Below are 20,216 nucleotides of genomic sequence, written 5' to 3' on the forward strand. Positions count from 1 at the left end.
ATGAAGCTAACGAAGTGGATACGCCTCGCCGCAACGGCGATCCTCGCCTTTGGCATGGCCTCGGCCGGCGCCAAAACCTACAACGCCGGCAGCTACGGCGCCAAGGGCGACGGCGTGACCCTCAACACCAAGGCGATTCAGGCGGCCATCGACGCCGCCGCCAAGGACGGCGGCACGGTGGTGCTCAGTCCCGGCACCTACCTGAGCGGATCGATCTTTGTCAAAACCGGCGTCACGCTTCAAGTCGACAAGGGGGTGACGATCCTCGGCTCGCAGCGGATCGAGGACTACCCCATCATGCCGACCCGGATCGCCGGTATCGAAATGAGCTGGCCGGCGGCCTTGGTCAACGTCTACGAGCAAAAGAACGCCGCGATCACCGGCCAGGGAACCATCGACGGCGACGGCAAGGTCTTTTGGGACAGTTACTGGACCCTGCGCAAGACCTACGAACCACGCGGCTTGCGCTGGGCGTCGGACTACGATGCCCGGCGTCCGCGCCTGATCCAGGTATTCAATTCGTCGCAGGTCAAGGTTGGTGGCGGCCTGCTGTTGCGCCGATCGGGCTTCTGGACGCTGCATATCTGCTACTCGACCGATATCACCGTCGATGGTGTCGTCATCCGCAACAACGAGGGCGGACGCGGCCCGTCGACCGACGGTATCGATATCGACTCTTCGAAAAAGATCCTGGTGCAGAACGCCGATATCGCCGTCAACGACGACGCATTGTGCCTGAAGGCTGGACGCGATTCTGACGGCCAGCGAGTCGCCCGCCCGACGGAGGATGTCGTCATCCGCGGCTCCATCGTCCGCGACGGCGCCGCCGGGGTCACATTCGGCAGCGAGACGGCTGGCGGTTTCCGTAACATCGAGGCCTACAACATCACGGTGCTGGACAAAGTCCCCGTCGGCATCCTGTTCAAATCGGCGCACACACGCGGCGGTTTCGGCGAAAACCTGCGCCTGCACGACTTCACGATGAAGGGCACGCCCGTCGTCATCCGCATCACGATGAACTGGAATCCAAGCTACAGCTATGCCGAGATACCGAAAGAGATCAAGGACTATCCGCCGTATTGGAAGGTGCTGGCCACGCCGGTGCCGAGGGAGAAGGGTATCGCGCACTTCCACGATGTCCGCATCTGGAACATCAAGGCGGCCGGCGCCACCACAGCCTTCGAGGTCGACGGCTACAAGGAAGTGCCGCTGGACCGCTTTACCTTTGCCAATCTGGACATCGAAGCGGAGAAGGGCGGCCATATCTACGATGCCAAAGCATGGCAGTTCACAGACACGAAACTGCGCCTGAAACAGCCGGTCGCCATCGAGGACGCTACGGCGGTGCGTGGCCTGCCGGCTGGCAGTGTGGTCGTCAAGCCGGCGCCGCCCAAGGAAGATCCATCGAAGAAGAGTTTTGAAGAACAGGACAAGACTTGATGAAGACCTCGTATTTGCTTTTGGTGGCCCTCGGCCTGGTCGGCGGCTGCGCCGGCACCGGCACGCAGCAGTATCCGTTGCCTACGCCTGCCATGCAGGCCATCATCGACAAGGACACCGGCCGTCATTTCGGCGACGCCCCGGCGGATGGTGGTCCGATGGCCACCGACCTGTCGCCGGCATTGCAGGCGGCCGCCATCGACAAGGCGCTGCGCAAGGTGGCCGACTGGCAGCTGGCGCGCACCGTCCCGCATCTGGACCGGATCTGGACTTCCAGTGTGTTGTTCAGCGGTTTCATGGCCGCCTCGGAAGCGACCGGCGACCCGAAATATCGCGATGCCATGCTGGCCATGGCGAATCAGTTCGAATGGAAGCTACGCACGCCGTATCCCAACGCGGACGATATCAGCGTCGCGCAAACCTACCTGGAACTGCACGAGCGCGATCCATCGTCGGCGCGCCTCGGTCCGACCAAAACCGAGCTCGATATCCTGATCGACCTGAAGACGCTTAAACCGGGCGACGACCGGCTGCCCTGGTGGTGGTGCGATGCGCTGTTCATGGCGCCGCCGGTGTGGGTGAAGATGTACAAGGCCACCGGCGAGCGCAAGTACCTCGACTACGTGCACGAGCAGTGGCGCAAGACCTACGATCTGCTGTACGACAAGGAAGAGCATTTGTATGCGCGCGATGCCAGCTATATCACCAAGCGCGAGCCGAATGGCAAAAAGATCTTCTGGTCGCGTGGCGAAGGCTGGGTGCTTGGTGGTCTGGCGCGCACGCTGGATTACATTCCGGAGAACGATCCGCAAAAGCAGTTTTACGTGCAGCAGTTACGCGAGATGTCGGCCCGTATCGCCAGCTTGCAGGGCGAGGATGGTCTGTGGCACGCGGGGCTGCTCGATCCGGTCAGCTATCCGCTGCCGGAGATCTCCGGTTCCGCGCTGTTCGTGTACGGCATGGCCTATGGCGTCAACAAGGGTTACCTGGACGTCAAAATCTACCGCCCCGTGATTGAACGGGCGTGGGCCGGCATCCTCAAACACGTCTATGCGGACGGACGTCTTGGCGGCATCCAGCAGACCGGCGCGGAGCCGGCGTTCTACCGGCCCGCGTCCAGCTATAACTATGGCGTCGGCGGCTACTTGCTGGCCGCCGCCGAACTGAAAAAAATGGCCAACGGAGGCAAACCATGATCACGCGCGCGTTCCGCATGAAGCTCAAACCGGGCACGGTGGACGAATACAAGCGGCGCCACGATGTGCTGTGGCCCGACCTGGCCGCGGCGCTGAAGGAAGCCGGCATCTACGACTATTCCATCTTCCTCGACGAGGAAACGCTGCACTTGTTCGCGGTCCTCAAGCTGGCACCGGACAACAAGATCGAGGCCCTGCCCGGTCAGCCGGTGATGAAGCGCTGGTGGGACTACATGGCGGACCTGATGGAGGTGGAGCCGGGCAACCGGCCCCGCGAATGGCCGCTGCAGCCTATGTTTTACTTCGCCTGAGTGAGCAGGCCGCGATCGCGCATCCATTCCTCCGCGCGGCGGGGCCACAGCGACGAGGTGCCCAGGCCGTCGCGCATGCCCATGCCGTGGCCACCGTGCTCGAACAGGTACATTTCGGCTGGCACCTTGGCCTTGGTCAGCGCCTGATAGAACAGGATGCTGTTTTCAACGGGGACCGCCTGATCTTCCTGCGTGTGGATCAAAAGCGTCGGCGGCGTGGCTGCCGTGACCTGCTTTTCCAGCGACATCAACTGAAGCGTTTCGGCCGAGGGCGCGGCGCCCAGCAGCGCTTTGCGCGAGCCCGCATGGACGGCCGGCTCCTGCATCGAGATGACGGGATACATCAGCACCAGAAAGTCCGGACGGGCGCTGACGGTGTCCATTGCGGCCCCGGTGCGGCCGGCGGGATTGTCGAACAGCGTACCGGCGCTTGCCGCCAGGTGGCCGCCGGCCGAACTGCCCATGACGCCTATGCGCGCCGGATTGATGTTGAATTCGGCGGCGCGCGAGCGCAGCATGCGGACCGCGCGCAATACGTCCTGCAGCGGGGCGGGGTGGCCGTACTCCTGCATGCGATACTTGAGCACAAAGCTGGTGACGCCCAGGGTGCTGAGCCAGTTGGCGTATTGCTCGCCTTCGCGCGCCGTGGACATGCGCACGTAGCCGCCGCCGGGGCAGATGATGACGGCGGTGCCGTTCGGCCGGTCGACTGCGGGACCGACCATGGTCAGCGTCGGCTCGCTGACGTTGGAGTTGTAGCCGCCGCCGACTTTCTCGGGGCCGATGTCGGTTTTAAGTCCCGGCACGCCCTCGGGCCAGAGCTGGATGACGGTGGGGGCGGCGACGGCCAGGCTGGCGCTGACGCCGAGGATCAGGGTAATCAGTGTTTTTTTCATAGTGAAGAGAGTATCAGATGATGAATCGGATGGCATGCGCCGCCTTGCTGTTTTTTTCCGCGCAGTCGGCGGGCGCGGTGGATTTGTTTAACGGCCGCGATTTCAGCGGCTGGGAGTTGAAGACGTCGCCCGCCGCCAGCATCGACAGCGTGTTCCGCATGCTGCCGGGCGGCGTGGTCGCTTCGGCCGGGCAGCCGTCGGGTTTTCTGGCGACGCTGAACAGCTACCGCAATTACAAGCTGCATGTGGAGTGGCGCTGGAGCGGAAAGCCCGGAAATGGCGGCATCCTGCTGCATATCAGCGACGGTCCGATGGATCGGGTGTGGCCGCTCAGTCTTCAGGTGCAGACCAAGCGCGGGAACGTGGGCGATCTGCTGCCGATGGCCGGGGCCAGCTTTGCGGAGCCGCTGACATCCGCTCATGGGGCCGAGCCGCGTATCAAGGCGCATGCGGCGCCCGACAGCGAGCTGGCCGCCGGGGAGTGGAACGTCTGCGATATCGTCAGCCGCGATGGCAAGGTTGAGGTCACGATCAATGGCGTTGTTCAGAACAGCATTACCCGGAGCGAGCCGGCTTCGGGGCGTGTCGGTTTTCAGTTGGAGGGCGCGCCGTATGAGTTGCGCCGTGTGGAGCTGGTGCAATTGGATTGAGCCGCCACTAACGTTTGAGCCATGCCTCAGGCACCGGCACGATGCAAATGTTCATGCTGCGTCCATCCTCCGACAACATCGCCGATTGAATCTGTATGCGCGTGCCATCGGCGTTGAACGTCGGATGGGGATGGTCGGCCGCCGTGGTTTTGTGCCCGGTCGTCAGCATCACCATCTCCCGCGTCTTACGGTCGATCAGGTACACGCTGCGGCTGAAATCATCACCGACAGCCCAACGGCCATCCGACGATCCATGCACATGCCACAAACCGCTGCCGGACGGCGTCTGGCCCGCGATCGTCATCTCGCGGGTACGCAGGTTGACGATCGCCAGCCCGCTCGGCTTTTCGCGGGTGCCGGTGATACCCCAGCCCTCGTCCTGCCCGGGATTAGCGCCCTGAACGCCCGTCGCCGGCGCGCCAACGCCGCCGCCACCCTCGGCGATAGGCCGGTGCCCCATGATCGCCATCGCCACTTCATCCTTCGAGATCACCGCTTCGTGCGTCACCCATTCATATGGCGCCTCCGGGTAGAGCGGCCGCAGGCCGGTGCCGTCGGCTTTCACCGTCCAGGTGCGTTGCGGCGACTTGCCGCCGGTCTCCCAGCAGAAAACTATCTCGCCCGAATTCCACAGGTTCGCCTGGATGTGGCCGATCTGGAAAGGCACGGACACCACATGTTTGACCTCCCCGGTGCGCACATTCATGCGCGAGATCCCGTTCGGGCCGGCGCCCATGCGGCGCGGGCCGAAAGCCGGCTCGATTTTGACGCCCGGCGCCAGGTGCTTTGCGGCCTCGGTCGGACCGGTGCGGAAGTAGGCCCATTCCTCGTCCGCGTCCAGCGCCATGTCGCCGCCTGCCTCCAGCTCCGGCGCGGTGGTGCCGCAGATGCGCTGGTAGGCGTCGGCCGATTTGAGCTTGCCGGCTTTGCTGTCCGCCAGCAGTGCCGCCAGATCCACTTCGACGAACTGCAGTCGCTTGGCATCGGCGTCCTTGCGCATGAAGTAGAGCTTCATCGACTTGCGCGCAAGGTTCAACATGCCGACGTAGCCGCCTTCCGTGACCTGTACCAGCTCGCCGGTTTCCTCGTTGACGGCCATGGCCTCGCCCTTGACCCGCGCGGAACGGAACACCAGCCACTTGCCGTCCGACGTCCACTGCGGATGGGTGGGATAGATCTTGGAATCGCCATTCGGCTTACTGGTCAGGAAGGTCAGCATGGTGCCCGTGACCGGGTCCTTGACCACCTTGCGCTCGGACGGAAAACGCGTGCCGATCTGCGCGTGGGCGCTACTGGAGAGGATCAGGGCTGCGCAAATCAGGATCTTGATAATCATCGATAGCTCAAAACGGGTTGAAAGGTTACGATTGTCTGCTCATACCGATGCGGACATTGCTCATTTTTCTGATTCTTTAAGCTCAAAGTACGAGCCTCGAAAAATCCTCGCATAGAATTGGCGCCATGAACAGATACCTTGCTTTCATCCTTAAATTGTGCTGCGCCGCAGCAGTCGTGGCTTCCTCGACGGCGCTGGCGCAGACGCCACCGCCGGCCGTCAACACCGATCCGCGCAACGCGCAGGTGGTGCTGCCCGAACCGGCGAATCCGAACCTCCCCTCGCTGATATTGATCGGCGATTCGACGGTCCGCAACGGCAAGGACGACGGCCAGGGTAAAGGCGCGGCCGGCCAATGGGGATGGGGCAATCCGCTTGCCACGATGTTCGACCCGGCCAGGATCAACGTGGTCAACCGCGCCATCGGTGGCCTGAGCAGCCGCACCTATCTGACCACCAAACACTGGCAGCGCAGCCTCGCCTTCGTCAAGGCGGGCGACGTGGTGCTGATCCAGTTCGGCCACAATGACGCGGGGCCCGTCAACGACAACGTCCGCGCCCGGGGCACCATCAAGGGTGTCGGCGACGAGGCGGAGGAAATCGATAACCTGATGACGGGCGAGCGCGAAGTGGTGCACAGCTACGGGTGGTATCTGCGAACCTTCGTGGCCGACATCAAGGCGCGTGGCGCCACCGCCGTCATCTGCTCGCCGATACCACGTAAAAGCTGGGGCGCGGATGGCAAGATACGGCGCAGCCAGAACGAATACGCCGGCTGGGCCGAACAGGTGGCACGCCAGCAGAAGGTCGGTTTCATCGACCTGAATGGCATCATCGCCCGCCAATACGACGCGATGGGCCGCGACGAGGTGATGAAGATGTTCCCGGTGGTGACGCCTGCCGAGCAGACCCACACCAACCTGGCCGGCGCCGAATTGAATGCCCGCGCGGTGGTCGCCGGCCTCAAAGCCTTGCGCACGCCCGTGGTCATGGCGGCGCTGAACGCGGCCGGCCAGGCCATTCCCGCTGCCGAGGATGAGCGTCCGGTGGTCGATGCCGGCAAGGTCGCGGGAGAGAAGCCGCGCGATCCCTCGTTGCCCAGTCTATTCCTGGTTGGCGATTCGACCGTCAAAAGCGGCGGAGCGAATGGCGCGATCGGCTGGGGCGAGCGCATTACGCCGCACTTCGACACCGATAAGATCAATGTCGTCAACCACGCGATCGGTGGCCGCAGCAGCCGTACCTTCTTTACCGAGGGACGCTGGGACAAGGTGCTGACGCAGCTGAAGGCCGGGGATTTCGTCGCGATCCAGTTCGGCCACAACGACGGTGCCCGCATTGGCGATCCCGCTGGTAAAAACCGCGGTTCGGCGCCCGGCACCGGGCCGGAGACGGTCGAGGACACACGGCCGGATGGCAGCAAGGAACAGGTGCATACCTTCGGCTGGTATATGGCGCGTTATATTGCCGACGCCAAAGCCAAAGGCGCCACCGTGATCCTGCTGTCGCCGGTACCGCACCGCGACGTATGGGAGCAGGGCCGCGACTTCGCAAACTATGCGCAGTGGGACGAGGAAGTGGCGCGCAAAGGCGGCGCCCTGTTTGCCGATCTGACGATGGTGGTCAGCGACGCTTACCGCAAGGCCGGCGCCAGTGCCGTCAACGGCTACTTTTCCGACGCCCGCACGCACACCAATGAAGCGGGCGCGCAGTTCAATGCGGCGCGTGTGGTCGATGCCTTCAAAACCTTGCCAGGCAATCCGCTGGCAGCTTATTTAAAACACTAACAACAACGAGACACATCATATGAAAGTTAAGCTTTTGCTGAAGAAATCCGCCATCGCCGCCATGCTGCTGCCGCTGGCATGCCAGGCCTGGGCCGAGACCAAGCCGGCCAACGACATGACGGCGCCGCTGCATTTGATGAAGGCCGATTATCCCACCCCGTACGGCAATCCGTCGATCGACGATGTCAGCAAGGTGCTGAACCGGGTGTTCACGTATCTGGACGCCGCCACCCCGGCGCAGGCGATCAACGCCAAGACCAAGAAAGAGATCACCAATTTCAGCCAGATGGATGACGACACCGTGCTGGCGCCTGGCGATTTTCGCCTGACCAGCTATGAATGGGGCGTGACTTACGCGGGCATGCTGGCGGCCGGCGGCGCCACCGGGGACAAGCGTTACAAGGAGTATGTGAACAAGCGTTTGACGCTGCTGGCCAATATGGCGCCGGCCACGCTGGCGCGCATGAAGTCCAACCCGCAAAGCAAGTCGCCGGTGCGCGGCATGCTGGAGCCGCACGCGCTGGACGATATCGGAGCGGTGTGCGCGGCGATCGTCAAGGCCAAGCAGGAGGGTTTGCAGGCCGACGTGAAGCCGCTGCTGGATAGCTGCATCACTTTCATCCGCACCAAGGAGCATCGGCTGAAGGACGGGACCCTGGGCCGCGTGCGTCCGCAGGTCGATACGCTGTGGCTGGACGATCTGTTCATGGCCGTGCCGGCGCTGGCGCAGTTGGGCAAGCTGACCGGCGACGCCAGTTATTACGACGACGCGGTCAAACAGGTGGAGCAGTTCTCGAAGCGGATGTTCAATGAGCAGAAGGGCATATACATGCACGGTTGGGTGCAGGGCATGGAGGTGCATCCTGAATTCCATTGGGCCCGCGCGAATGGCTGGGCGGTGATGACCTTGGTGGAGCTGCTCGATGTGCTGCCGAAGAGCCATCCGGGGTATCCGATGGTGCTGAAGCAGTTGCGCGCGCATGTCAAGGGCTTGGCGTCGTATCAGGATGGCACGGGCCTGTGGCATCAACTGCTGGACCGGAACGACACGTATCTGGAGACGTCGGCCACGGCGATCTATGCGTATTCGATGGCGCGGGCGATCAACAAGGGGTATATCGACAAAATGGCGTATGCGCCGGCCGTCATGCTGGCCTGGAACGCGGTGGCGACCAAGGTCAATGCGAAGGGGCAGGTGGAAGGGGTTTGCGTCGGGACGGGGATGGGATTCGATCCGGCGTTTTACGCTTATCGGCCGGTGAACGTGTACGCGGCGCATGGATATGGACCGGTGCTGCTGGCCGGGGCCGAGGTGATCACGATGCTGAAGACGCACAAGTTCGAGATCAATGATAGTTCTTTGCAGTTGTTGGTGAAGTAACGCGGACTCTGTGAGCCGTCGGGTCGCCGACGGCTCACAGATGGCGGATTACGCTTCGCTAATCCGCCCTACGTGTCTCCGCGAATGCGCGGCGGCCGCCGTATTCCCGTGTTCCACGTAGGGCGGATTAGGCGGAACGCCGTAATCGGCCATGCATGCGGCACCGGGACGCGTGAGTTAACGTGCTTCCGAATTTAACTTGACGAGCACTTCTTCCGGCACGGCGATCACCGTGCCATGGCGCAGGCGAAGCGGCGTCCCTTCGTCGGGGAATTGCATCTTCGCCGTGACGTCCTCCCATTTCACCATGTCGCGCGAGCGCATGGCGCCGTAATGCTTGGTGGTGTAGGCGTCGTAATAGAGAATCACGTCCCGGCCGATCTGCAGCGCCGTCGGACCTTCCACCCACAATCCCGGTGGCGTGATCGGCGCGCCGAGTTTGCCGAACGGTCCGCGCAAATCCGGCGCTGACGCTATCCGCAGATACTTCTTCGGCGGGTTGCGCGTTTCATCCTTGACCATCAGGTAGTTTTTGCCGTTGGCGCGCACGAAGCTGGCGTCGATCACGCTGAAGCCGGGATCGTAGTACAGCTTCGTCGGCGCGTAGGTGACGAAGTCGCGCGTCGTCGTGTAGTACATGCGGTGGTTGTATTTTTCCTCCGACGAGCCGTCGGTGGCCGGGAAGCGCCCAGGTATCGTCGACGCCCAGAAGATCAGGAATTCTCCGCGCTTGTCGTCGTAGACGATCTCCGGCGCCCAGGCGTTCAGCGAGGCCGGTTCGTGCGCCATCACCGGCACCTGCTGTTGCGGCGACCAGTTGACCAGGTCCTTGGAGGACGCGTAGCCGATGTTGTTCTCGTTCCAGCCCGACGTCCAGACCATGTGATAGGTGCCGTCCGGGCCGCGCACGATGCAGGGGTCGCGCATCAATTTGGAGTTGCCGACCTTCGGCGCCAGGAAGCTGCGGCCGCCGCCCAACTTGTCCCACTTGTAGCCGTCCGCGCTGCCTGCGAAATGCAGGCCGTCCTCGCCGTTGCCGGTGAAGTAGGCGAAGACGTAGGCGTCGGCCGCCTGCGACGCGAAGCTGGCCATCGCCAGCGTTATGCCAACGGCCAGTTGCCGCGTGATTTTCATGTTATTGGTTTGCCTCGTCGCCCAGCGGGCGTTCGTTGGTGAAGGTGGGACTGGCCGGGACCGCGAACGCGGCCACCGGGTCGGGATGGGACGGATCGAAATTGCCGTAGCCGTCGGCGATGAAGGCGGCGGCGGACAGGCCGTTCTGACGCATGCCGGTCAGCACGGCCTGCGCCAGCTCGTAACCGCCGTAGTTGTTGTGGTGGGTGTTGTCGATGCGGCCCGGCTCGGGCTCGGCGAAGGCTTTCTTCGACAGCTCGGGACCCAGCGCCTCGTAGAACGGTTTGCTCATCGCATTGAGGTCGATGAAGGCGACGCCCAGCTCTTTCGCGGATTCGCGCGCGGCGTCGGCGTAGTCCCGCAACGACGGCACGACCTTGCCGGCCGCGTCGAAGTTACGGCGTTCCATCGACGATACGATGACCGGCACGCCGCCGTGCGCGCGGATGGCGTCGACGTGGGCGCGGATCTCGTCCTTGTAGGTGGTGAATGGCCCGCCCTTGTTTTCCCTGATCTGCTTCTGGTCGTTGTGACCGAACTGCATCAGGACCGTGTCGCCCGGCCGCATGGCGCTGACGACCTTGTCCAGCCGGCGGCGCGCCAGCGAATCGCGGTATGTCTCGCCCGATTCGGCGTGGTTGGCGACCGCGATGCCCGGCTTGAGAAAGCGCGGCAGCATTTGTCCCCAGCTGCTATACGGCTCGCCCGGTTGGTCACAGACGGTGGAGTCGCCCAGCAGGAACAAGGTCGGTGTTTTGACGGGGACGATCTCGATTGCCCTGATGGCCGGCTTGCCGCCGTTGATTTCCAAGGTCAGGCGCTTGTCCCAGTTCCAGGCTTCCTGCACCGTTTCGCGCGGCGCCTTCAGCTTGACGCTGCCGGCGGCGATGCCGTCGCGGGCCGGAATACGGGGTGTGCGGACATTGACGGTGAAAGTACGTTGAAGCGTGGTGCCCGGCGCGGTCGATACGTTTTCCACCATCAGCCGGCGCAGTTCCGATTTGACCGTGGTGTTCGACGCGGCGTTGCCATCGCCGAAGGTGATGGTGACGTTGTAGTTCCCTTCGGGCAGATCGACGGAGAAGAAGAAGGGCTTGCCGGCGGCAAGGTGCCCGGAACCCGCCGGCACATTGCGCACCACGGCGCCCGGCTCGAAACCGAAGCCGCGTTTTTCGTCGTAGTCCATACCCGGTTGTACGGCGGTGTAGCCGGCAGCCGGCGTGCCGCCGCCGAAAGCCAGCCGCCAGCTGTCGGTGGTTGCGGCCACCGCGGCCGCATGGGCAGAGCCGGAGGCGGCCAACGCCAGAATAGAAAACCCTGCCAGCAGCTTCGCCGAGGAGAGACGGCTTGCCACCGGCAGGGAAGGAGTGCCCGGTTTAAACAGCATTACTTATTTGCTTGCGCCCAGCGCGACGCTGACCGGCGCGCGTACGCGTGCGGCCTGCGCCGCCACGTACTTCTGCCAGTCTTCGCGGGTGGCGAAGTCGCCGCCGCGGGTCCAGCCGGAGCCGACGTAGTAGCGCAGCGGCTGGCCGGAGACGACCTTGGCCAGCATCAGTTGATTCAGCTTGTCTTCCGCGTAGCCCTTTTCGTCGGCGGTCGGCACGATGACGGCGGTGCCGAAGGCGCCGTTCGATTTCTGCTCGATCCACTGCAGCATCGCGCGGTCCGCCGGCACGGTCGACGGCTGGACGACGGCCTCCTGACCCTTGTCGGCCGGCGTCTTGTTCAGGCCAACGGCGGCGGTCAGCTGCTGCGGACCGGTAAAGGTGAAGGTGCTTTCGATCTGGTCGAAGTAGTGGCCGGCATCGACGGTGAAGCGCTTGACTTCGGAAACCTTGGTGCCGGCGGCGTCCCACGCGTCGTAGTTCAATTCGAAGATGGCGCGCACCGGACCGTTGGCGATGACTTTCCATTTGGCGTAGTTCACGCTGGTGAACAGGTTGCTACCGTCCCAGATGCCGGTGCCGCCCGCGCCGCGCGACTTGCCGACGTTGTACATGTCCATGCCTTCGCCTTCATCATGGTGATAATGGTCGTGGCCCTTGTTGTACCAGCGGTCGACGATCGGATAGGCGACGCGCTTGTGCCAGATATCCATGCCGCTGGTGACCAGCACTTCCTTGCCGCTGCCTTCGGGCGCGGGCGCCGCCAGCGCGGGACCGTAGGTGCGGTGCGCCACCTTGTCGTTCTCCCACGCGAAATCGTCCAGGCGTTCCTGAATGTAGCGGGCCGAAACCTTGCTGGGGAAGGGCGGCGCCATCGCTTCGATCTTCTCGACGGTGAAGGTGGCCTTCTTTTCGCCGACGGCGAAGTTATGCTGGAAAATCAGGTCGCCATACGCGATGCCGACGTTCTTCGGGTCCTTGGCCTGCGGGGCGACATTGGTGACCTGGTACGGCAGCACGCGGCCGGCGGCGTCTTTTACTTCGATATGCTGCAGCAGCGCGCCCGGCAACACGCGATTGACTTCGGTCCAGGGGATGGCGATCGTCTCCGACGGACGCGCCGCATCCAGGTTGTGCGTGACGGTGACGGTCAAACGCTCGGCGGCGAAGCCCGCGCCGGCGGCGGCCAGTGCGGCAGGTACGAACAGGATGTGACGAAGTTTCATGTATTTACCAGTGTTAGTGACGACATTATGAAAGCGGGTATTTCCGAGACTTTACCGCATCTTGCAAATTCGGCAAAGCACGAATGAAACAGTCCCGCGGCCTGCCGTCATCTCCTGCATATTTTGATTTTCGGTTGCGAATCCATCGACGAATATCGACGAGTATCGATATTGCGATTGATAGTGTCAACGGTTGACGCGATCTAATCATGTTTGTGACTAAAACTAGTAAGAGTTCGTAAGCCAAATTTCGTTGAGTGCTCTGGTGATTTTCGTAATTGCGGACGCCTTGACGAAATCGCAGAATGGTCGGACGCGCACCAGAGGCGCGATAACTATAAATCTAAGAGAGACGCAAAAAAATGAGAATCAAGCCCGTTGTGGCGCTGCTCGCGGCAGCGTTGTCGATCCCGCTCGTCTCGACGGCGGAAAACTATCACTGGGACTCGGTCGCCATTGGCGGCGGTGGCTTCGTCACCGGGGTTGTCCCCAGCAAGCTTGAACGCGATGTCGTCTACGTCCGCACCGACGTCGGCGGCGCCTATCGCTGGGATGCCGGCAAATCGCGCTGGGCCTCGATGACCGACTGGATAGGCCAGAGCGATGTCGGTTTGCTCGGTATCGAGTCGCTCGCGGTCGACCCGAACAACGCCGCCAACGTCTATATGATGGCCGGCACCAGCTATTTCAGCGGCGGCAAGACCGCCGTGCTGCGCTCCAGCGACTACGGCAAGACCTTCACCGTCACCAACGTCAGCACCCAGTTCAAATCCCACGGCAACGGCATGGGACGCCAGAACGGCGAGAAGCTGCAGGTCGATCCCGGCTCGGGCAACGTGCTGTACGCCGGCACGCGCCGCGACGGCTTGTTCAAGAGTTCGGACTCCGGCGCCACCTGGAACCGCATGCCCGGCTTCGAGGTGACCAGCACGCCGAACGACAATGGCGTCAGCTTCCTGCTGCTCGACCCCACCAGCGTCGACGGCGGACTGGCGCAACGCATGTTCGTGGGCGTGTCGCGCTTCGATTCGGCGGGACCGAACCTGTACTTCAGCTATGATGCCGGCGAGACCTTCGTGCCGGTCGAAGGCGGCCCCACGGGCCTGATGCCGCAGCGCGCCGTGCTGTCGCCGGAGGGGCTGCTGTACATCACCTATGCCAACGGCGCCGGTCCGCATCCGGGCACGGACGAACCGATGGACAACGGCCAGGTATGGGAATACGACGCCGTGGGCGGCAACTGGACCAACATCACGCCTGCCGGCTTCGCGCGGCCGTTCGGTGGCATCAGCATCGACCAGGGAAATCCCAAGCACCTGGTGGTCGCGACCATCAACACCTGGATGCCGCAGGGCGCCAATCAGTACGGCGACCGTATTTTCACGTCGAAGGACGCCGGCCGCACCTGGACCGACGTGGTGGCGCGCGGTTTCGCGCTCGACCCCAAGGGCGCCAACTGGATCGCCGACACCTCCATCCACTGGGCGGGATCGGTCGAAATGGACCCGTTCGACGGCAAGAAGGTGTGGGTGGTCTCCGGTAACGGCTTGTTCAAGACGAACGACATCGACGCCGCCACCACCACCTGGAACTTCGACGTCGCGGGACTGGAGGAAACCGTGCCGTTCGATTTCCAGAGTATCCCGAACGGTCCGCTGGTGTCGGTGATCGGCGACTTCGATGGCTTCATCAACGCAGATCCGGCGCAATACGGCGTGCGCCATTCGCCGCAGACCGGCACCACCACCGGCCTGGCGATCGCCGCGCAGGACCCGCGCATCATGACGCGCGTGGGCAACGACATGTACTACACCACCAACAGCGGCTCCAGCTGGAGCAAGTCGCCGGTGATAAACGGCTCCAAGGGCAATCTGGCGCTGTCGGCCGACGGTTTCGCCCTGCTGCACAGCCCCGCCGATTCGGCCGTCAGCTACCGCTCGACCAATTTCGGCGCCAGCTGGGCCGCCATCTCCGGGCTAACGGCGACCAACGCGCGCCCGGTGGCCGATCCGGTCAACCCATCGAAGTTTTACGCCTACGACAACGGCAAGCTGCTGGCCAGCGCCGATGGCGGCGCCTCGTTCACGCTCAAAAGCACCTTGGCGTCGGGCGGCTCCAAGCTCATACGCACGGCGCCGGGACGCGAGGGCGATCTGTGGGTGTGCCTGAATGGCGGCGGCCTGTCGCGCTCCACCGACTCCGGCGCCACGTTCACCAGGATCGCCACGGTCAACCAGTGCGACGCCGTCGGTTTCGGCAAATCCGCGCCGCAGGCCAACTATCCAACGGTCTACCTTCACGGCACGGTGGGCAGCGTGCACGGCATGATGCGCTCGACCGACGCCGGCGCCACTTGGGTGCGCGTCAACGACATCGCCCACCAGTACGGCGGCTTGGCCAACGGCGGCATGGTGGCCGGCGATATGAATGTCTTCGGGCGGATCTACATGAGCACGGCTGGACGCGGCATCGCCTACGGCACGCCGACGACGGCCGGCGAGGTGTTGGTGACGCCGGTGACCGCGGGGCCGCCGGTGGTTACGCCGCAGCCGGTCAACGAGTGCAGCTACGTGGTCACCGCGTCCTGGTCGGGTGGCTACAACGCCGCCGTCCGCATCAAGAACAACCGTTCGACCGCCGTCAATGGCTGGGCCGTGAGCTGGACCTACACCGATAACTCGAGCGTCCAGGGCTTCTGGAACGCCGACGTCACCGGCGCGCCGCCGACCTACACGGCCACGCCCAACCAAAGCTGGAACACGAACATCCAGCCCGGCGACACGGTCGAATTCGGGATGACCGTCAGCGGCGAGGCTATTCCCGTCGTTACCGGCGACGCTTGCAACTAATTAGAGATGAAGACGATGAAAAAAATACTGACTGGTTTTTTGACTGGTGCCGTCCTTAGCCTGGCATCCCCGGCCCATGCCACAGTGGTGGACTTCGACGACGTGAGCGCCGGCGGCAAGCTGTCGACGCTGTCCAAATACAATCCGTACGAGGATTTGACCTGGACCAGCAGCTGGTACCTGGGTGACACCGCCGTCAATGGCTACAGCAATGGCGCGCATTCCGGCACGCAGTTCGTGTCCAACGGCTTCGGCGTCAACAATCTTGGCATCAGCAGCGCCACCGCCTTCAATCTGAACGGCGCCTGGTTCGCCACGCCGGCCACCAACGGATCGAAGGCCACGTGGATCAACATCACCGCCTACGATGCGGCGAACCAGCTGATAGGCAGCACCGGCAATATCGCCATCAACGGCAGCTACAGCTGGGTACAAGCCGGCTTCGCCAACGTATCCCGGTTGACCATCACTCGCGACAAGGGTTGGTTCGTGATGGACGACCTGTCGATGTCCGCCATCGGCCCCGTACCGAGCCCCGTGCCGGAACCGGGCACCGTGGTCCTGCTCGCGGCGGGATTGCTGATGACGGGTTTTGCAGCAACGCGTCGGAAGTCCTAGCCACGTAACCACGAAAGGTCACATGATGAAACCCTTGTTATCGATGGTGCTATTCCTCCTCGCGCTGGGCGCGGGGCCGCTCGCGCAGGCGCAAAATTGCGGCAGTGGCGGCGGCGCGACCGTTTGCCTCACCGCGACCGGCACGGCCGACAATATCAAACTGACTTGGACCGTCAGCGGCGCCGTCACCGGCGTGCAGGTCTACCGCGACACCGACAGCGACACCAATGGCCGCAGCCGGCTGGCGATCCTGGCGGCATCGGCCACCACCTACACCGACGCCACGCCGGCGCAGGGTACGCCGTACTGGTACTGGATCAAGTTCACCACCAGCGGCGGCAGCTACAGTTCCGGCGCGGCGACGGCGGTGCGCTCCGGCGCGGTGCGCAACCTGACCAGCCTTCAGTTGTCGGCGCAGATGTCGCCGGGCTGGAACCTGGGTAATTCGCTGGAGGCGATCGGCGGCGAAACCGCCTGGGGCAATCCGCAGGCCAACCAGGCGCTGTTCAACGGCGTCAAGGCGGCGGGCTTCAAGAGCGTGCGGATTCCGGTGTCGTGGAGCCAGTACGCGGACTCCAACTACAACATCAGCGCCAGCTGGATGGCGCGCGTCAAGCAGGTCGTCGACTATGCGCGGAACGCCGGTCTGTACGTGATCATCAACGTCCACTGGGATGGCGGCTGGATGCAGCCTTCGTTCGCCCAGCAGGCGGCGGTGAACTCGCGCCTGAACAAGTTCTGGACGCAGATCGGCACCACCTTCAAAACCTACGACGACTATCTGCTGTTCGCCGGCACCAACGAAACCAATATAGAGGGGGTGTTCAGCGCGCCGACGGCGGAGAACTGCACCGTGCAGAAGAGCTTCCTCCAGACCTTCGTCAATGCGGTTCGCGCCACCGGCGGCAACAATACCCAGCGGCATCTGGTGGTGCAGGGGTATTTGACCAATATCGATTACACCATCGGCTGCAACGCCACGATGCCAACCGACTCGGTGGCCAACCGACTGATGATGGAGGTGCATTACTACGATCCGTACAACTTCACCTTGAGCGAGAGCGACAACATCTGGCAATGGGGTGCCAGCGCCACCAATCCGGCGGCCACCGAGACCTGGGCCAACGAGTCGTTCACCGACGCGCAGTTCCAGAAGATGAAGACCAACTTCATCGACAAGGGCGTGCCGGTGATCCTGGGCGAGTACTCGGCCAACTTGCGCAGCAATGTCGACGCGGCGGGCAAGTATCGCAAATTGTGGAACCAGTACATCACGCAGGCGGCGTTCAAGCGCGGTGTGGTGCCGATGTACTGGGATAGCGGCTTCACCGGCAACCACGCCTCGGGATTGTTCAATCGTTCGAACGGCACCCAGGCCTATCCCGACGTGGTCACCGGGATCATCAACGCCGCGAAGTAAGGAGGCCGTGACGTACCGCTGAGACACGTAGGGCGGATTAGCGAAGCGTAATCGGCCATGCATGCGTCCCGTTGACTCATGCATGGCCGATTACGGCGTTCCGCCCAATCCGCCCTACGTGGAACAGTGGCGATCCCGGCGATCAGGCTTCGATTGGCGTTTCCTTCGCCGACATGCGCCAGCGCTTGTCGGCGTCGGCGGCGGCGTTGAGGTCCTGCGGGAAGTCGTCCACGTGCACCGACAGGTCGGTGAAGCGGGCGAAGTCCGATAGCGCGCGGCGTTCCTCCGGCGTCACCAGGCCCTTGGCGGCGGCCTGGCCGACCCACTTTTCCATCTCCGGCAGGCTTTGCGGCATGCCCTCGAGTTGACCGGCACGCACCGCCGGCTTGAGGCGGTGTTCGACCGCCTCCACCTGCGGCAGCAGGCCGAACGCCAGTTCGCCGCACGCCACCGGATCGCGCAGGTCGTCGGCCAGGAAGCCGTCGGCCAGCAGTCGTTCGCGGCCGGCGCCGGCGGTTTGCATGGCGTTCGCCACGGCGCTGCCCAGTTCATCGGACGGCGGCGAGTACGGCAGCCCGAAGGGGAAGGTCAGTAAGCGCGCCAGGACGGCGGCGGGGCGGTTGGGGAAGTTCTCCAACACGCCATCCAGCGCCAACTGCGCCTTGTGCAACGCATCCTGCACCGACCAGTGGACGTAGGGCGCGTCGGCTTGCTGCCGGCCGTCGTCTTCATAGCGCTTCAGCGTGGCGCTGGCCAGGTACATCTGCGACAGCGCGTCGCCCAGGCGGCCGGAGATACGCTCGCGGCGTTTCAATTCCCCTCCCAGCACGAACATCGACATGTCGGTCATCAGCGCGAACGCGGTGGACACGCGGCCGATGGCGCGATAGTAGCCGGCCATTTCTCCGGCCGCCTGCTCCGGCACCGGCGCGGTGCCGCCACCGGTCAGGCCATACCACAGGCCGCGCGCGGCGTTGGCGCAGACGAAGCGCATGTGGCCGAAGAAGGCGGCGTCGAAATCCTGCAGCGCCTTGCGATGATCGGTATCGGCGGTGGCTTGCATCTCCCGCAGCACGTAGGGATGCGAGCGGATCGCGCCCTGGCCGAAGATGATCAGGCAGCGCGTGAGGATGTTGGCGCCTTCCACGGTGATGGCGATCGGGATCTGCTGGTAGGCGCGGGCGAGGAAATTGCTCGGTCCCATGCAGATGCCTTTGCCGCCGAGGATGTCCATGCCGTCGTTGACGACCGCGCGTCCGCGCTCGGTGACGTGGTACTTGGCGATGGCGGAGATCACGGCCGGCTTTTCGCCCAGGTCGACGGCCAGCGCCGACAGCTTGCGCGTCGCGTCCATCATGTACAGATTGCCGCCCATGCGGGCCAACGCCTCCTGCACGCCTTCGAACTTGCCGATCGACGTCTTGAACTGGCGGCGGATTGCGCAATAGGCGCTGGTGCCGCGCACCGCCAGCTTGGCCGTGCCGACGCTGGCCGAGGGCAGCGAAATGGCGCGGCCGGCAGCCAGGCATTCCATCAGCATGCGCCAGCCTTTGCCGATCTGGCGCGGGCCGCCGATGATCCATTCCATCGGGATGAAGACGTTGTCGCCGCTGGTCGGACCGTTCTGGAACACCGCGTTCAGCGGCCAGTGGCGGCGCCCGATCACCACGCCGGGATGGGTGGTCGGGATCAGCGCGCAGGTGATGCCGGTGCTGGAGCCGGCCGGCAGCAGGCCATCGGGATCGACCACGCGGAAGGCCAGGCCCAGCAAGGTAGCGATCGGTCCCAGGGTGATGTAGCGCTTGTTCCACGTGATGCGCAGGCCCAGCGTCTCGCGTCCCTCGAACTGGCCCATGCACACCACGCCGGTGTCGGGAATCGCGGCGGCGTCGGAGCCGGCGTAGGGGCTGGTCAGCGCGAAGCAGGGAATCTCGGTGCCGGCGGCCAGGCGCGGCAGGTAGTAATTCTTTTGTTCGTCGGTGCCGTAGTGCAGCAGCAGTTCGGCCGGGCCGAGCGAGTTCGGCACCATGACCTGCACCGCCAGCGCCGAGCAGCGCGTCGACAGCTGCATCACCACCTGCGAATGCATGTAGGCGGAGAAGGCCTTGCCGCCATATTCCTTCGGTATGATCATGCCGAGGAAACCCTTGTCGCGGGCGTACTGCCAGGCGGGGGCGGGCAGGCCCTGCCAGACCTGGGTTGCCTCCCAGTCGTCGACCAGTTCGCACAGGTGGCGCACTTCATGGTCCAGGAAGGATTGTTCCTCGGCCGTCAGCGCCGGGCGCGGCAGCTTCATGAACTTGTTCCAGTCGGGACGGCCGGAAAACAAGTCGGCGTCCCACCAAGTGGTGCCCGCTTCGAGGGCGTCGCGCTCGGTGTCGGACATGGCCGGCAGGATGCGCTTGAACAGCGCGAAGATATGCGGGGTGACCAGGCTGCGGCGCAGCGATGGCGTGGCGAGGATGATGGCGGGAACGCCGATCAGTATCACGAGGAATAGAGGGAAGATCATATCGTGCTCCTTTATTATTGGAGCACGATACTGCGCGGGAAGCTACGTTACCGTGCGTTCACGCGCATAACT

At 63.7% G+C, this 20,216-nt stretch carries 15 protein-coding genes; 9 read left to right on the forward strand and 6 right to left on the reverse strand.

All coding sequences use genetic code 11. The features are described 5' to 3' along the window. From AC07P1_RS16260 to AC07P1_RS16270, 3 genes are read left to right on the forward strand one after another with little or no spacing between them, the layout of a single operon-like run. Complete coding sequence (locus AC07P1_RS16260; RefSeq protein WP_494696788.1) at window positions 1–1,440, forward strand: glycoside hydrolase family 28 protein; 1,440 nt, start codon at window positions 1–3, stop codon at window positions 1,438–1,440. Then, entirely contained in the window at window positions 1,440–2,636 is a 1,197-nt protein-coding gene (locus AC07P1_RS16265; protein ID WP_494696789.1) for a glycoside hydrolase family 88/105 protein, read from the forward strand. Before AC07P1_RS16260 ends, AC07P1_RS16265 begins: the two co-directional genes overlap by 1 nt. After that, window positions 2,633–2,947: an L-rhamnose mutarotase gene (locus AC07P1_RS16270; RefSeq protein ID WP_363495213.1), complete on the forward strand. Its 315-nt coding sequence runs from the start codon at window positions 2,633–2,635 to the stop codon at window positions 2,945–2,947. Before AC07P1_RS16265 ends, AC07P1_RS16270 begins: the two co-directional genes overlap by 4 nt. Here AC07P1_RS16270 and AC07P1_RS16275 read toward each other — a convergent pair. Then, window positions 2,935–3,843, reverse strand: a complete 909-nt coding sequence (locus AC07P1_RS16275) for an alpha/beta hydrolase (RefSeq protein WP_494696790.1) — start codon at window positions 3,841–3,843, stop codon at window positions 2,935–2,937. The genes AC07P1_RS16270 and AC07P1_RS16275 overlap by 13 nt on opposite strands. A 17-nt stretch (window positions 3,844–3,860) precedes the next feature. Between AC07P1_RS16275 and AC07P1_RS16280 the strand changes: the two genes are divergently transcribed. Continuing rightward, window positions 3,861–4,493, forward strand: coding sequence for a 3-keto-disaccharide hydrolase (locus tag AC07P1_RS16280; RefSeq protein ID WP_494696791.1), 633 nt, complete (start codon window positions 3,861–3,863; stop codon window positions 4,491–4,493). A 7-nt stretch (window positions 4,494–4,500) separates the two neighbouring features. Here AC07P1_RS16280 and AC07P1_RS16285 read toward each other — a convergent pair whose 3' ends face one another. Continuing rightward, window positions 4,501–5,829, reverse strand: coding sequence for a TolB-like translocation protein (locus AC07P1_RS16285; RefSeq protein WP_494696792.1), 1,329 nt, complete (start codon window positions 5,827–5,829; stop codon window positions 4,501–4,503). A 125-nt stretch (window positions 5,830–5,954) separates the two neighbouring features. On the opposite strand from AC07P1_RS16285, the gene AC07P1_RS16290 reads away from it, so the two are divergent. Both AC07P1_RS16290 and AC07P1_RS16295 read left to right on the forward strand, forming a co-directional pair. Further along, window positions 5,955–7,616 (forward strand): rhamnogalacturonan acetylesterase, encoded by a 1,662-nt coding sequence (locus AC07P1_RS16290; RefSeq protein WP_494696793.1) that lies wholly within the window; start codon window positions 5,955–5,957, stop codon window positions 7,614–7,616. Between the two features lie 19 nt (window positions 7,617–7,635). Further along, window positions 7,636–8,997, forward strand: coding sequence for a glycoside hydrolase family 88/105 protein (locus tag AC07P1_RS16295; protein WP_494696794.1), 1,362 nt, complete (start codon window positions 7,636–7,638; stop codon window positions 8,995–8,997). Between the two features lie 177 nt (window positions 8,998–9,174). Here the strand turns inward: AC07P1_RS16295 and AC07P1_RS16300 are convergent, their stop codons facing one another. From AC07P1_RS16300 to AC07P1_RS16310, 3 genes are read right to left on the reverse strand one after another with little or no spacing between them, the layout of a single operon-like run. Continuing rightward, complete coding sequence (locus AC07P1_RS16300) at window positions 9,175–10,131, reverse strand: glycoside hydrolase family 43 protein (RefSeq protein ID WP_494696795.1); 957 nt, start codon at window positions 10,129–10,131, stop codon at window positions 9,175–9,177. A 1-nt stretch (window position 10,132) separates the two neighbouring features. Continuing rightward, a complete protein-coding gene (locus AC07P1_RS16305) occupies window positions 10,133–11,518 on the reverse strand; it encodes a rhamnogalacturonan acetylesterase (RefSeq protein WP_494696796.1) in 1,386 nt (461 codons plus the stop codon). A gap of 3 nt (window positions 11,519–11,521) precedes the next feature. Further along, window positions 11,522–12,745: a BT3233 family polysaccharide utilization protein gene (locus tag AC07P1_RS16310; protein ID WP_494696797.1), complete on the reverse strand. Its 1,224-nt coding sequence runs from the start codon at window positions 12,743–12,745 to the stop codon at window positions 11,522–11,524. A 362-nt stretch (window positions 12,746–13,107) separates the two neighbouring features. Here AC07P1_RS16310 and AC07P1_RS16315 point away from each other — a divergent pair, with 362 nt between their 5' ends. The 3 genes from AC07P1_RS16315 to AC07P1_RS16325 are packed head-to-tail and all read left to right on the forward strand — an operon-like array spanning window position 13,108 to window position 17,632. Beyond that, window positions 13,108–15,594, forward strand: coding sequence for a cellulose binding domain-containing protein (locus AC07P1_RS16315; RefSeq protein WP_494696798.1), 2,487 nt, complete (start codon window positions 13,108–13,110; stop codon window positions 15,592–15,594). Window positions 15,595–15,609: 15 nt separating this feature from the next. Continuing rightward, window positions 15,610–16,212 carry a PEP-CTERM sorting domain-containing protein gene (locus AC07P1_RS16320; RefSeq protein WP_494696799.1) on the forward strand — a complete coding sequence of 201 codons (603 nt, stop codon included), beginning with the start codon at window positions 15,610–15,612 and terminating at the stop codon, window positions 16,210–16,212. Between the two features lie 22 nt (window positions 16,213–16,234). Continuing rightward, window positions 16,235–17,632, forward strand: coding sequence for a glycoside hydrolase family 5 protein (locus AC07P1_RS16325; RefSeq protein WP_494696800.1), 1,398 nt, complete (start codon window positions 16,235–16,237; stop codon window positions 17,630–17,632). Window positions 17,633–17,774: 142 nt separating this feature from the next. Here AC07P1_RS16325 and AC07P1_RS16330 read toward each other — a convergent pair whose 3' ends face one another. Beyond that, on the reverse strand, window positions 17,775–20,144 hold the full coding sequence (locus AC07P1_RS16330; protein ID WP_494696801.1) for an acyl-CoA dehydrogenase: 2,370 nt from the start codon (window positions 20,142–20,144) through the stop codon (window positions 17,775–17,777). Between the last annotated feature and the right edge of the window lie 72 nt (window positions 20,145–20,216).

It is taken from the genome of Duganella sp. GW821-FHT07F09, from assembly GCF_059418705.1.

Excerpts from the sequence above, each read along its gene's own strand:
- AC07P1_RS16285 (WP_494696792.1), bottom strand. The coding sequence starts at position 5,829 with ATGATTATCAAGATCCTGATTTGCGCAGCCCTGATCCTCTCCAGTAGC.
- AC07P1_RS16275 (WP_494696790.1), bottom strand. The coding sequence starts at position 3,843 with ATGAAAAAAACACTGATTACCCTGATCCTCGGCGTCAGCGCCAGCCTG.
- AC07P1_RS16330 (WP_494696801.1), bottom strand. The coding sequence starts at position 20,144 with ATGATCTTCCCTCTATTCCTCGTGATACTGATCGGCGTTCCCGCCATC.
- AC07P1_RS16300 (WP_494696795.1), bottom strand. The coding sequence starts at position 10,131 with ATGAAAATCACGCGGCAACTGGCCGTTGGCATAACGCTGGCGATGGCC.
- AC07P1_RS16270 (WP_363495213.1), top strand. The coding sequence starts at position 2,633 with ATGATCACGCGCGCGTTCCGCATGAAGCTCAAACCGGGCACGGTGGAC.
- AC07P1_RS16265 (WP_494696789.1), top strand. The coding sequence starts at position 1,440 with ATGAAGACCTCGTATTTGCTTTTGGTGGCCCTCGGCCTGGTCGGCGGC.
- AC07P1_RS16320 (WP_494696799.1), top strand. The coding sequence starts at position 15,610 with ATGAAAAAAATACTGACTGGTTTTTTGACTGGTGCCGTCCTTAGCCTG.
- AC07P1_RS16295 (WP_494696794.1), top strand. The coding sequence starts at position 7,636 with ATGAAAGTTAAGCTTTTGCTGAAGAAATCCGCCATCGCCGCCATGCTG.
- AC07P1_RS16305 (WP_494696796.1), bottom strand. The coding sequence starts at position 11,518 with ATGCTGTTTAAACCGGGCACTCCTTCCCTGCCGGTGGCAAGCCGTCTC.
- AC07P1_RS16260 (WP_494696788.1), top strand. The coding sequence starts at position 1 with ATGAAGCTAACGAAGTGGATACGCCTCGCCGCAACGGCGATCCTCGCC.
- AC07P1_RS16325 (WP_494696800.1), top strand. The coding sequence starts at position 16,235 with ATGATGAAACCCTTGTTATCGATGGTGCTATTCCTCCTCGCGCTGGGC.
- AC07P1_RS16310 (WP_494696797.1), bottom strand. The coding sequence starts at position 12,745 with ATGAAACTTCGTCACATCCTGTTCGTACCTGCCGCACTGGCCGCCGCC.
- AC07P1_RS16280 (WP_494696791.1), top strand. The coding sequence starts at position 3,861 with ATGATGAATCGGATGGCATGCGCCGCCTTGCTGTTTTTTTCCGCGCAG.
- AC07P1_RS16290 (WP_494696793.1), top strand. The coding sequence starts at position 5,955 with ATGAACAGATACCTTGCTTTCATCCTTAAATTGTGCTGCGCCGCAGCA.
- AC07P1_RS16315 (WP_494696798.1), top strand. The coding sequence starts at position 13,108 with ATGAGAATCAAGCCCGTTGTGGCGCTGCTCGCGGCAGCGTTGTCGATC.